Raw genomic sequence first — 13,149 nt, forward strand, 5'->3', positions numbered from 1 at the left:
CCGTGGGCTGGCCCAGTCCGCCACGCGGGCGGGCTTCAGCTCGGGTACGTCATCTTGCAGCCGGCGGCGGCCGGCGACAGGGCGATCTTCTCGCTCGGCACCACGTCGGCCACCTTGAACAGGTTCGGATAGCTCGCGTCCTTGGGGACGTAGCCGGGGAACATGTTCGCCATCATCTGATGGTCACCGGCGCGGTAGTGCACCTTGCCCGGCTGCAGCGCGATCTCCGGCGGCAGTTCCATGCCTTCGAGCGCCTTGACCACCTTCAGCGAGTCGAGCGTCTTCGCCTGATTCGCCGCAAGGGCGATGGAATGAGCGCTTACATAACCGAACCAAGACCGAGCGGTTGGGACTTTGTCACCAAATCGACGCTTATATGCCGTGACGAAGTCGGCAACGTGGGGAACGCCGGGCTGGTTCCAGTACCACTCGAAGGTCCACCAGCCGAGAAGGGCTGCCTTCGGAAGAGACTCTAAGACCTCCATTTCCTGCAGCGCGCCGGCGATCGCCATCTGCTTGTCGAGGCCGAACTGCACGGCCTGCTTCAGCAGGTTCACGAGGTCGTCGCCCGCCTGCAGGCAGATCAGCACGTCCGGCTTCGCGGCGCGGGCGCGGATCAGGTAGGAGGAGAAGTCCGTGGTGCCGAGTGGCGCAAGCGCATTGCCTACCGATTTGCCACCCGCCTTCTGAAGTTGCTTTACATAATCCCTATGCTCAGCATGACCAAAAGCATAGTCAGGTGTAATAAAGAACCACTTCTTGCCAAACTTTTTGAATAGGGTCTCGAAGTCACCGGCCGTAAGCATCCATGTGGTCGAGCAGGTGCGGAATGTGGTCCAATGACATTTGCTGCCGGTCACGTCATCTACGTGACCACCAGTATCAATATAGAGCATATTATGCTGCAATGCGAATTGACTAAGTGATTCTGCCGTAGCTGAGTTAACTGCTCCCATCAGAAAATTGACTTTGTCCTCAGCAACAAGCTTTTGCGCTTTCGTCACTCCAGGACCTGGCAGGCTTTCCGAATCTTCAACGAACATCTGAACGGGCCGGCCGAGAATGCCGCCCTTCTTGTTGATCTCGTCGATAGCCATTGTTGCGCCATGAATCTCGCTAAACCCAGCAGCCGCATATGTACCCGTACGCGGATCGATCATGCCGATTTTGACTGGCTTCTCACTGGCAGCCCAGCTGATATTTGGCAGAATTAAGCTTGAAGCACCGGTTGCACCAGCGGCTTTAAGCAACCCTCGACGGTCTAACGATCCAGGATTTAACGATTTCATTCGAACTTTCCCTTTCCCTCAGTTGTTTTATTAATTAAGCCAAAAATCGCATACATAACCAGAATATGTTTATAATTCATTCTCCAAGAACATAATTCTTATATCGTAATGCGATATAATCATATTATGTGCGAATCTATAAAGTGAGTCAATAAATAAACGGCATGAAACGCCCCCCAACATGCCATCAGTATAAATCACATGGCTACACGTGAAGTTTTTCAAAATCTGTAATATAATCTCTTATCAATGGAATTGTATCGATACTATGCGAAAGTTGAATCTGGAATACGATATGATTAGCATACTCGAATGCCAACTGAGAGCCGGCAAGATAAAATTCAAACATTCTATAGAATTTATCATCATATAAATCAATAATGCGTTTCTGGTTGGCACAAAAATTATGACGCCATTGATACAGCGTTTTTGAATAATGAAGTCTTAATATCTCAATATCATTGTATAATAGACCAGATTTTTCAATAGGTGCAATAACTTCGGATAATGACGGACAATAACCGCCCGGGAAAATATATTTTGAAATCCAAGGGTTCGTACTCGCCGGCGGATCCAGGCGGCCGATTGCATGAAGTAGAGCAACCCCGTCTGCTTTTAGACACCGATTGATAACCTCAAAAAAAGCCGAATAATTTGGTACTCCGACGTGTTCAAACATGCCAACAGAAACAATTCTGTCAAACTTATCAAATATTGTACGGTAATCACATAGATAAAACTGGCACTTGTGGGCCAGACCTGCATCCGCAGCACGTTGGCGAGCAACCATAATTTGCTCTTCGGATAGAGTAATACCAATAACGTTGGCATCATAATCGTGTGCCATAGTTAAAGCCATGCCGCCCCAACCGCATCCAATATCCAAAACATTAAGATTTGGTCTATCTAATATTAATTTCGCTAATATATGACGCTTTTTCGCGATTTGTGCAATATCTATAGTCTCATCACCATTAGGATAATAAGCGCATGAATATTGTAAGTCACTATCAAGGAATATTTGATAAACATCATTGCCAATATCATAATGATGCTTTACGTTACGCATAGAGCGGATTTTACTATTTGCTTGACTAAAAGTTCTATAAATTCTGCGAAATATTCGACGAATCCGCATGATAAAGGTCCCACGATCATACAATTCCGTATTTGACATGAATACGCGTAAAACGTCGTAGACGGTGCATTCGACGGGCTTTAAGGTCCCGTCCATGTAAGCCTCGCCCATAGCAAGGTCAGGATTAATTACGAGTCTTCGAGCTGTCGCGGCGGACTTTATCTCAAGGGCTGCCCGAGGAAACTGCCCATCGCCATATCGAGTCCAGCTTCCGTCTGGCCAAAAAATTTCGACAGTACCGGTCTTGATAAGCCTTCGCAGATGATAGTCGATAATAAGTCTTGCAATCATGACATTATCTCATCATCGCAATTCAGTGTCTACATCATTTTGTGCGCCGTTCTGATTGACCAGAATCGGAATCATTTGTGGCTCTGCATTTTGCATTCCTGGAACATTCTGTATTCTATTCTTGCGAGAAGAAAACAGTCCCTGTAGAAAAAAGCGTTCGCGGCGGGTTTCGGCGAGCATGACGCGCTGGTGGACGCGCAGCAGGTCGGCGCGGGAGACGATGCCGAGGAGGCGGCCTTCTGCGTCGACCACGGGGATTCGCGGGGCGTTCCGGGTGAGCATCCGCACCGCGATGGTGTCGGCCATTTCGTCGGGCGCGGCGGTCGTCACCTCGCGGCCGGCGATCATCGCGCGCAAGGGCAGGTCGCGCCGCACCTCGTCGCCGATCCAGTCCAGGATGTCGGCGCGGGAGACGAGGCCGAGCACGAGGCCGTCCGGCGCCGTCACCGGGAAGGCGCGGTGGGCCGCCGCGTGCGAGAGGAAGCGCTCGATCGCAGCCCCCACCGGCAGGTCCGCCGCCAGCGTGTCCACCTTGGTTGCCATGATGTCGCGGATGCGGGTCACGGCCAGCGGGTCGATGCTGTATTCGCGGGTGAGGTGATGGCCGCGCCGGGCGATCTTCTCGGTCAGGATCGAGCGTTTCATCAGCAGGACGGTCACCGCCATGCTGGCCATGCTGGCGGCGAGCACCGGCAGGAGGATGAGGTGGTTGCCGGTGAGTTCGACGGCGAACAGCGTCGAGGTCAGCGGGGCGCGCATGGTGCCGCCCATCATCGCCGCCATGCCGAGCACCGCCCAGAAGCCGGGGGCGGCGTGCGGCATGACGGGGGCGAGGACCGCGCCGAGCGCGCCGCCGATGATCAGCAGCGGCGCGAGCACGCCGCCCGAGGTGCCCGAGCCCAGCGCCACCGACCAGATCACGCCCTTGACCAGGACGAGACGGATCGCGGCCCCGCCGGCGAGCGTGCCGGCGAGCAGGCGCGCGATGTCGGGATAGCCGACGCCGAGGGCCGCCGGGTCGAATACGCCGCCGATGCCGACGACGAGGCCGCCCAGCACCGGCCACCACATCCAGTGGATCGGCAGTGTCTCGAACCCGTCCTCGGCGGCGTAGACGAGCACGGTGAGCAGGGCGGAGCCGAGCCCGGCGGCAAGGCCGAGGCCGAGCCAGCCGAGGGCGTGCAGCGGATCGACGATCACTCCGCCGGCATAGGGAAAAAGCGGCGCCGGCGTCATGCAGAGGCGGCGGAGGATCGCGGCGGTGATGCAGGCGGTGGCGACCGGAATGATGCTGCGCGGCTTCAGCTCGAACAGCAGGAGCTCGACCGCGAGCAGGAGGGCGGCGACCGGGGTGCCGAAAACCGCCGTCATGCCCGCGCAGGCGCCGGCGACGAGCAGGGTCTTGCGCTCGGCATCGGTCAGGGTGAAGCACTGCGCCATCAGCGAGGCGGCGGCGCCGCCGGTCATGATGATCGGCCCCTCGGCGCCGAACGGGCCGCCGGTGCCGATCGAGATCGCCGAGGAGATCGGCTTGAGGATGGCCACACGCAGGTCGAGCCGGGCGCCGCCGAGCAGGATCGCCTCGATCGCCTCGGGGATGCCGTGCCCGCGGATCTTCTCCGAGCCGTAGCGCGCCATCAGGCCGATCGCCACGGCGCCGCCGGCGGGGACGAGGATCGTCCACAGCGCGGGATGGCCGCCCGGCGCGGCGCCGCCCGGCGCCAGCATCCGGGTCGACCAGACGCCGTAATAGGCGAGGTCGTTGATCAGCCCGATCATGCGCAGCAGGATCCAGCCGGCGATGACGCCGAACAGGCCGGCGCAGGCGCCGAAGCCGATCAGCCGGAAGATCCCGCGGTCGGTCGTGAAGTCGCCAAGCTGGATGCGGCGCGGCGTCTGGCGATGTATAAATGGCATGAAGATCGTAATCCGATATAAATTGGACGTTGTGCCTATATCGCAAAACGATATATAAGAGCAAGGCTTTGCTCTGAAAGGAAAATGCATGCCTGATCCACAGCTCAATGATGACGACTACGAAATGCTAGCCTCATTCCGTTATACTCTCAGGAAATTTCTTGCATTTAGTGAGACCGCCGCCCGGCGTGATGGGCTCACCCCCCGCCAACATCAAGCACTCCTCGGCATACGTAGTATGCAAACTCGTGGCACTGCGAGTATTTCTGATCTGGCTTCGTTCCTAATTTTGCAGCATAACAGCACAGTCGAGTTGGTGGATCGTTTAGTCGCATCAGGCTTGGTATTGAGATCGACAGACCCCGATGACGGGCGACGCGTGCTTCTTGAGGTCACAAATCTCGGAGAAAAGCTGCTTGCCAATCTTTCGTATACTCACTTGGATGAACTCGAATTGATCGGACCTGAGTTACGACGCCTTCTCGCCCGCATTCAACGATATAGACGTGGAAAGAGCGACAAAGCGCAAGTCAAAATACCAAGCAATACGAAGTCATACTGATCTAAATTAGACATAGTAACAATAAAACAAAAATACTTAATATACCTAAGCATATTATAGAAATGTCATATCTGGTGAACGTAATTCCTGATTTGGACCGTTTCTTCACGACAATATCTTTTTCTGATATTTTTTTATTTATAAAAATAATACATAATGCGATTTCATTTAGAATTCCTACGATTGTAGCTGTATACTTTCCCATCCTGCCCTTGAGCGCCTATCTGTGTTACAGAATTTATAAATGCGATTGTTGGCTTGACATATCGTAATGCGACATGTCAAGCTCGGCATAGGTCGTTATGCAGCGAGAGCTCATAGCGGCTTGATCATTAGATCCAGCATTGAGAAAATACGATCTATCGTTTGGCCTGATGCTTACTGGGTAGATCGTTTCCCAATTGGGTCTTTTGGTGTTCTTGTTAATTCACCCTAGTACACTCTAGGCCCCATACTGTCAGGTATGGGGCCTTTCTTCGCAGCAGAATTCTACCCAACGTCAGAACCGCCCCGGGTTTGCCGGAGGCTCCAACTCCCAAATAGGATGGAGCCATAACGAGTCCGACGACGAACAAGTTTTCTCCTGAAGTCCGCGAGCGGGCGGTGCGGATGGTGCTGGAGCACGAGGGCGAACATCCCTCGCGGTGGGCGGCGATGGTGTCGATAGCGGCGAAGTTTGGCCCCACTTGGACAGTTGGTTTTATAAAGTCTGGTGATATCAATAGTTTATTTGCCCGCTTGCAGGTGTTACCACTACATTTTTGGGGCGTTGGGTCGGCGCTGCGTGGCCGCGGCTTCAGTCTGCGGGGTGTTCGCTGATGTTGTGGGGCAGCGCGATGCCGGCGGCCTTGAAGACATTGCCGACCTGGCCGGTGACGTGGGTCCTCGTGGTGATGACCTTGCCGCCCTTTTCGATGGTTGCCTGCTGGAGCCTGTCGAGATCGTTCAGCAACTTCTGCCATTCGGGCTGGAAGCCCCTGGCGCCGCACAGGCGGTTCAGTTCCTTGGCGAGTGTCAGGGCCAGGAAGGAACAGAAAACGTGGCCGCGGATCGCGGCGTCAGCCTGGTGAAAGACCGGCCGTGTATCGAAGCTGGCCTTGGCGGCGCGGAACAGGGTCCTGAGCACGCTGAGGCCATCGAAGCGGGCCTCCTCGGCCAGCTTGCCCGGATCGATCTCGAAGGCGTTGCCGCGGCTGCGGAGATAACGCCGGTAGGCCGAGTTCCCGACCAGCGCCTTGTCGCCCTTCTTCAGCTGGGCCTGCAGCCCGTCGATGATGGCCTGGCGGTCCTCCCTGTCCTTTTTCGCCTCGGCCTCATTGACCGTGACGATGTAGCGCTGGGCCGCCTTGCCCTTGCCAATCCGGATCTCCTTCACCCACAGCTGGGTCTCGCCATGCTGGCGATCGAGCACGAGCGGGACCATCGCGGCCTTGTCCTTCAGCACGACGTCGCGGATCACCCGGCTGGTGCGCTCGCGCGCGCCGAGGATGTATTCCATCCCCAGCGCGTCCAGTGCCGCGATGGTATCGGCGCTGACCATGCCGCGGTCGGCGACCACGCAGGCGCGGTTCAATCAAGATGGGTAAGCAGGTTGGTTTATGAAAAGAGTCAATACGCCGTATTCGGCGGGATCGATACCTGATGCGAAAGCAGGACGGCGAATAGGGGCCCGTAGACCGCGAGGATAAGAAGAAAGGCCACCAGGGTCCACAAACCCAGCCGGTCCATCAGCCGCACCCAGCGCGAGTCTTCAGCAACGGGAGCATTGCCAAAGGGGATTTCCGTCACCTCTGAAGCAACTACGGGTCGTGACGCCAGTGTGCCAACCGTTACCACCACGAAGCATATCAGGGCAGTCAGCAGCACCAGGCCGGCTGCAGCGGTGATCGCCATCGGGATCGGATGGACGAACGGATCGGGTGAAAGCGAGCTGATCCAATCGCGCCGCGGAGTGCCGTAAAGCCCCTGCCACATTAGCCCGACGCCAATGCCCATCATCCCACCCATGCCGCCCATCATCCCGCCGCCCCATCCGGCTCCCCACGGCTGGGCAAGCGCGACCGCCGACGCAGCGAGCAGGCCCGCGATCGCGGCACCGGTCAGAAGACGCCAGCGAGGCGCGCGGTCGCGACCGAAGACGTTCGGAAACCGTGACGATCTGCTGCGGTATCCGCTCATGTCGATCCCGATCTCTCAGTTGTCGTTGACAGCCAAGCAGATCCGCCGGCATCGCGCATTGATCGACGTCAATCTCGATCTCGCACCGGCGATCGGGGGCGCGGTAGATCGCGCATGAGCCAAAGGCCCGAGCCGGCGACGAGGACGGCGGAGATCCAGAGTGCCGGAAGGGTTGCGTGGGCGAACTGCGCGATGAGGCCGAGCGCGACGGCGCCGAGCGCGTAGCCGGTGTCGCGCCAGTAGCGGTAGGTGCCGAGGGCCTTGCCGCGGATCAATGGCGCCGCCTGGTCCGACATCGCGGCGATCAAGTTAGGGTAGAGCAGTGCCATTCCGATACCCATGACGATCGCCCCCGGCAGCCATAGCGACGCATCGCGCCCGGCCGCCGTGATCGCGATGCCGGCGGCCAGGAGGAAGAACCCGGCGATCACTGGGGCGCGGCGGCCGACCCGGTCGCCCAGATGGCCGGTCCAGAGCTGCGAGACGCCCCAGACCATGGCGTAGGTCCCGGTCAGCCAGCCGATTTCCACCAGCTTTGCACCACGCGCCTTGAAGAACAGTGGGAACATCACCCAGACCAGCGTGTCGGCGATCTTGTTGACGACCCCGCCCTGGCAGATCGCCCGCCCGACCCGATCGCGTAAAGAGATCCGGACGAAGATCGCGCCGAGCGTGAGCGTATGATCCTGCGATGCGCCAGCACCGGCCTCGGCATGTTCGGCCTTCACCCAGGCAAGCGTGTCGCGCACACGGGTGATCGTGGCGAAGGCCAGACCAATCGTGGCCATGCCGAAAATCAGCAGGGCATCACGCGCGCCGACCGCCTCGGCCAGCAAGGCAGCACAAGCACCGGCGAGGCCGACGGCAACATATCCAGTAGCCTCGTTGATGCCGACGGCAAGCCCGCGCTGGTGACTGCCGGCGAGGTCAATCTGGCTGGTCACCGTCATCGTCCAGGTGAAGCCCTGGCTGATCCCGAGAAACACGTTCGCGATCACGATCCACCACCAGTTGGGTGCCGCCCAGATCAGCAGCGGGATGGGAATGGCTGCGATCCAGCCTGCGATGAGGACAGGCTTGCGGCCGAACCGGTCGGCGAGCCCGCCGGCGACAAGGTTGAGCGCACCCTTCACCAGGCCGAAGGAGAGCACGAAACTCGCGAGAAAGAGAAAGGCACCGGGTGCGACGCCGAACTCGTGCGCGAGGGTCGGCAGGACCGCGCGCTCCATGCCGATGACAAGACCGACGAAGAAGACCTGTAGCGCCTGTAGGGTAAACTGGCAGCGATTGGCCGCAATGCCGCGGATATGAGCCGCGGCGTTCGCCACCGTGGTCACGCGGTGAAGCCCGCATTCCAGGCACGCAGTTCGGCTGCGCCATCGGGGGCGGGCGGGATATTCTCGAGCATGAAGGCGACGAAGCGCTCGGCATCGTCGATGCGGAAGGCGGGGTTGTGCCGCCGCTCAAAGCCGATGGTGGACACCGGTTTGCCCGAGAGACCTCGGCCACAGACAGAGCCAGCCAGAGCACCGGGTAGCACCTCGATATGATCCGGCAGCGCCTTGAGCCGGACGAGGCTGGCGAAGAGGTCGCGCGCGCCGCGCGCGGCGTCGGTCGCAAGCTCGGTCCGGCCGACATCGCCCACCATGAGCGTGTGGCCGCCGAGCACGCTCCATGGCTCATCTGCGCGGGTGCGATCGGTCACCGTGAGGCAGAGATGCTCCGGCGTGTGACCGGGCGTGTGCAGAACCTCGAGCACGACATTGCCGATTTCGAGCCGTTCGCCGTCAGCGAGGCGGCGGCACGCATAGCCGACCTCGGCGGATTCGTGGATGGCGTATTCGGCGCCGGCCGCTTCGGCCAGCGCGCGGCCGGCGGAGCGGTGATCGGCATGCAGATGCGTGTCGATCACGAGGTGGATCGGCGAGCCGGAGGCCGAGGCGGCGTGCAGATAAGGTTCGATCGGAAACAGCGGGTCGACAACCACGCCGGCGCCCTTGCCGACACAGCCGAGCAGATAGGAGGCCGCCGTGGGATCGGTGTGCAGGAACTGTCGCAGGATCATGAGTGTTGCTCCCGGCTGAGGTGGCGATCTTGTCGCCAGCGCGCTATCACATTATCATTCGCGATATTGATCGAATGAGTCGAAGATGAAGTCAAGCAGCGGTCCAAAGCAACAGATTTTCAGCCATCTCGCCGAGATCGCCGCGGCGCTTGCGCATCCGCACAGGATCGAAATTATCGAACTGATCGCCCAAGGTGAGCGCAGCGTGGAGGATCTTGCCGAACGGATTGGCCTGTCGCTCTCGAACACGTCCCGCCACCTGCAGGTCTTGCGCCGTGCCCGCCTTGCGGCGCCGCGGCGAGAGGGCAAGAACATGTTCTATAGCCTGGTCTCCGAGACCGAGGTGGTGACGTTGCTGGGCAGCCTGGGTCGAGTGGGCGAACGGAACATCGCGGAAATCGACCAGGTGCTGCAGGCGTATTTCCGGGCGCGGGATTGTCTCGAGCCCGTATCGCGCTTGGCCCTGCTTGAACGCCTCCGGGACGGCAGCGTGACACTCCTCGATGTCCGGCCGGCGGACGAGTTCGCCCGGGGCCACTTGCCGGGTGCGTTGAACATTCCCCTCGATCAGCTGGATGCGGCGCTGGGCGGCTTCACCGAGAATGTCCAGGTCGTCGCGTATTGCCGGGGACCCTATTGCGTTCTGTCATATGACGCCGTGGCGCAGTTACGGGCGCGTGGCGTGCGGGCCATCCGACTGGAGGATGGTTATCCGGAGTGGAAGGCGGCGGGCTTACCCGTCGAGACTTGATCGCTCGTGGATCTCACCCGCAGGCGGGGTGATTTCACGCTATGTGGCATTGACGGCCTTATAGAGCGCAGTGTTTCCGGTTAGGATCCCTGGCACACATTTGAGGTTGCGATTTAGGGAGAATATGAATCCGCTCCGCTCACTGACCCCTGGCAAGGCATCATGAATCAGTGGCTCAGGATACCAATCGGCGTTTAGACCCATCGCCGAATAACCGTCGGATTTGCTTGGGCATGAGCGGAAACCCGCCATTCCGCTTTCGTGAAGAGTTTCGGGCGCCGTGAGGCGTACGAAAGTCCCCGAGGAAGGAACCCGCGGTGAGCGAGCACTGGCCTATGGGGAATTCGATTTTGGGCTGGTGGGCTGGATGTATCGCTTGGTACGGCTGTCGGGCTGGTGACTGGCGGCGACGCGAGGCTGGTGCACGGCGTGGTGGTGTTTTCTGGTCGGGTCGTCGTCGGATGAGGCGATTGGATCAGGGTTTGCCGCCACGGGCGCAGGATTGGCGGTTGGCCGAAGCACGGTGGCTGCGGCGCTGGTAGCGAGTTGCGGATGTCGTCTGCGCCGGGTCACGGCGAATGTATTCCGGCGGATGACGTGCGCTGCGGTGGGGCCCTGGGCTGAGACCAGCGGGCGAAGGTCTCGACGATGATCATGTGGCCGCCGCAGCACGGGCACGGCGGACGGGTATCGAGCACTTCTTCCGGCCTGTTATCATCGGGTGGAGATGCTGCGACGGCGAGCAGTTCGCGTGCGTGCGCGAGATTGGCCTTGCGGGTGATGCCGGCGAGCAGGCCGTAGTGGCGGATGCGGTGGAACCCACGAGGCAGGACGTGGAGCAGGAAGCGGCGGATGAACTCGCCGGCGGCAAGCGTCATGACCTGATAGCGATCGGCGCCATCGCGGCGATAATCCTTGTAGCGGAACGTGACGCCGGTTTCGTTGAAGGCGAGCAGCCGCCGGTTCGAGATGGCGACGCGATGGGTATAGCGCGAGAGATAGGCGAGCACTGCTTCGGAGCCACCGAAGGGCGGCTTGGCGTAGACGACCCAGCGTTTGTGGCGGACCGGCGAGAGGTGGCGCAGAAAGGCTCGTCGGTCTGTGAGTGGTGCGAGGCCGCCGAAGAAGGCGAGCTTGCCGGCATCAAAGAGCGCGAGCAGGCCGGTGACGAACAGGCGGCGGAACAACTTGCCCAGGACGCGCACCGGCACGAGGAAGGCCGGCCGCGTGGAGACCCAGCGCTCACCGTCGAGCGAGATGCCGCCGCCCGGCACGATCATGTGCACGTGTGGGTGGTGGGTCAGTGCCGACCCCCATGTATGGAGCACGGCGGTGATGCCGATCCGTGCGCCCAGATGCCGGGGATCGGCGGCGATCGTCAGCATCGTCTTGGCCGCGGCGTGGAACAGCAGGTCATAGACGGCAGCCTTGTTGTGGAAGGCGATGTCGGCGATCGCGGCCGGCACGGTGAAGACGACATGGAAATATCCGACCGGCAGCAGGTCGGCCTTGCGCGCGGTGAGCCAGGAGCGTGCGGCGGCACCCTGGCACTTGGGGCAGTGCCGGTTGCGGCAGCTGTTATAAGCGATCCGCCGATGGCCGCAGTCTTCGCAGGCTTCGACATGACCGCCCAGGGCGGCGGTGCGGCAATGCTCGATCGCCGACATGACCTTGAGCTGATGCAGGCTCAGCTGCCCAGCATGGGTGGCCCGATAAACGGGGCCGGCGGCGCGGAAGATATCGGCGACCTCGAGCGAGGCGCCCACCGCCTCAGCCGGCGGGGCGCTCCTGGTCGGCGGTCACGATCCCCAGCCTGTCCAGCGGACTGATCACGGCGCGCACGGTGCGCGTGGCGACCTTGGTGTAGAGCGCGGTGGTATTGAGGTGGCTGTGGCCGAGCAGGGCCTGGATCACGCGGATATCGACGCCGTCTTCCAGCAGGTGGGTCGCGAAGCTGTGGCGCAGCGTGTGCGGGCCGACCCTCTTGGTGATCTCCGCGGCCCGTGCCGCCTCGACGACGACGCGATGCAACTGCCGGGTGCTGATCGGCTTCGTCACTTGCTGGCCCGGGAACAGCCAGCCTTGTGCGTGCATCACGCCCTGTTGATGGCCGATCTTCCACCATTCACGCAGCAAGATCAGCAGATCCGCTGGCAGGATGGCATTGCGATATCGGCCCCCTTTGCCCCGCTCGACGCGGATCAGCATGCGCTCGCTGTCGATGTCGCTGACCTTCAGTGCCGCGACCTCGGCCACGCGCATGCCGGCACCATAAGCGACCGAAAGAGCCGCCTGATGCTTGAGGCAGGTGGTCGCGTTGAGCAGCCGTGCGACCTCATCCCGACTGAGCACGACGGGCAGGTTGCGAGGGTGCGGCGTCCGGATCAGCTTGCGCGCCAGATCAGGCCGGTCGATCGTTTGCGTGAAAAAGAACCGTAGCGCCGAGACGATGCTGTTCATGGTCGGTGTCGGCACCCCGGCATCGCGCTGCTCGATCTGGAAGCGGCGAAGATCTTCCGCCGTCGCCGTATCGGGTGAACGCCCCAGGAATGTGGCGAAGCGCCCCACGTCACGAAGGTAATTGCGGTGTGTCTCTCGCGAGAACCGACGCATGTTCATATCGTCGATCAAACGCTGGCGCAGCGGGCTGATCGCAGCAGTGCGGATTGATTCGTTCATCGTTCGGCTCCTTTCGGTTGAAAGAACCAAAGATGCTCCGTCACCGCCGGAATGCGCTCAATCCAGCCACAACGGCCAGGTCTCTAGCCGATCCCCCCCCCTCCCGCGCAGCGGGTTCGTTCTTCGGCCCGATCAAGCTATAAGGTGGACCTCGCGTTTTCTCCTACTTTCCTGAACGGGCTGATGAATTTGCCTGTCATGTCATTATCGCAGAGCGGTGTCACGCCTATCCCATCAGGAATTGTACCCGTCGGCTCAAGTAACGCAGACGCGACGGTT

At 60.1% G+C, this 13,149-nt stretch carries 10 protein-coding genes and 1 pseudogene; 2 read left to right on the top strand and 9 right to left on the bottom strand.

Annotated elements, in window-relative coordinates; all coding sequences use genetic code 11:
• Window positions 1-35 precede the first annotated feature (35 nt).
• From ACRY_RS01655 to ACRY_RS01660, 3 genes are all read right to left on the bottom strand, one after another.
• Window positions 36-1,289 (bottom strand): ABC transporter substrate-binding protein, encoded by a 1,254-nt coding sequence (locus tag ACRY_RS01655; protein ID WP_011930590.1) that lies wholly within the window; start codon window positions 1,287-1,289, stop codon window positions 36-38.
• Between the two features lie 205 nt (window positions 1,290-1,494).
• Complete coding sequence (locus ACRY_RS18625) at window positions 1,495-2,718, bottom strand: SAM-dependent methyltransferase (RefSeq protein ID WP_011930589.1); 1,224 nt, start codon at window positions 2,716-2,718, stop codon at window positions 1,495-1,497.
• Between the two features lie 12 nt (window positions 2,719-2,730).
• Entirely contained in the window at window positions 2,731-4,635 is a 1,905-nt protein-coding gene (locus ACRY_RS01660; RefSeq protein WP_011930588.1) for a chloride channel protein, read from the bottom strand.
• 88 nt (window positions 4,636-4,723) lie between these two features.
• On the opposite strand from ACRY_RS01660, the gene ACRY_RS18630 reads away from it, so the two are divergent.
• Window positions 4,724-5,197 (top strand): MarR family winged helix-turn-helix transcriptional regulator, encoded by a 474-nt coding sequence (locus ACRY_RS18630; protein ID WP_081432836.1) that lies wholly within the window; start codon window positions 4,724-4,726, stop codon window positions 5,195-5,197.
• Window positions 5,198-5,993: 796 nt separating this feature from the next.
• Here ACRY_RS18630 and ACRY_RS01665 read toward each other — a convergent pair.
• The 4 genes and pseudogenes from ACRY_RS01665 to ACRY_RS01680 form a co-directional block, all read right to left on the bottom strand.
• A pseudogene (locus tag ACRY_RS01665) lies at window positions 5,994-6,770 on the bottom strand (transposase); the annotation flags it as partial.
• A 35-nt stretch (window positions 6,771-6,805) separates the two neighbouring features.
• Window positions 6,806-7,375 carry a hypothetical protein gene (locus tag ACRY_RS01670; protein ID WP_011930586.1) on the bottom strand — a complete coding sequence of 190 codons (570 nt, stop codon included), beginning with the start codon at window positions 7,373-7,375 and terminating at the stop codon, window positions 6,806-6,808.
• A 68-nt stretch (window positions 7,376-7,443) separates the two neighbouring features.
• Window positions 7,444-8,712: an MFS transporter gene (locus ACRY_RS01675; RefSeq protein WP_050751075.1), complete on the bottom strand. Its 1,269-nt coding sequence runs from the start codon at window positions 8,710-8,712 to the stop codon at window positions 7,444-7,446.
• Complete coding sequence (locus tag ACRY_RS01680) at window positions 8,709-9,440, bottom strand: MBL fold metallo-hydrolase (protein WP_011930584.1); 732 nt, start codon at window positions 9,438-9,440, stop codon at window positions 8,709-8,711. Before ACRY_RS01680 ends, ACRY_RS01675 begins: the two co-directional genes overlap by 4 nt.
• 85 nt (window positions 9,441-9,525) lie before the next feature.
• Between ACRY_RS01680 and ACRY_RS01685 the strand changes: the two genes are divergently transcribed.
• Entirely contained in the window at window positions 9,526-10,191 is a 666-nt protein-coding gene (locus ACRY_RS01685) for an ArsR/SmtB family transcription factor (protein WP_011930583.1), read from the top strand.
• A gap of 569 nt (window positions 10,192-10,760) precedes the next feature.
• Here the strand turns inward: ACRY_RS01685 and ACRY_RS01690 are convergent.
• Together ACRY_RS01690 and ACRY_RS01695 are read right to left on the bottom strand one after the other, a co-directional pair.
• Window positions 10,761-11,957, bottom strand: a complete 1,197-nt coding sequence (locus tag ACRY_RS01690) for an IS91 family transposase (RefSeq protein ID WP_011930582.1) — start codon at window positions 11,955-11,957, stop codon at window positions 10,761-10,763.
• Window positions 11,958-11,961: 4 nt separating this feature from the next.
• The gene (locus ACRY_RS01695; RefSeq protein ID WP_011930581.1) at window positions 11,962-12,870 is read right to left on the bottom strand and encodes a tyrosine-type recombinase/integrase; all 909 of its coding nucleotides are present in this window, start codon (window positions 12,868-12,870) and stop codon (window positions 11,962-11,964) included.
• Window positions 12,871-13,149: the final 279 nt, after the last annotated feature.

The sequence above is a fragment of the Acidiphilium cryptum JF-5 genome, from assembly GCF_000016725.1.
Classification (GTDB): domain Bacteria; phylum Pseudomonadota; class Alphaproteobacteria; order Acetobacterales; family Acetobacteraceae; genus Acidiphilium; species Acidiphilium multivorum.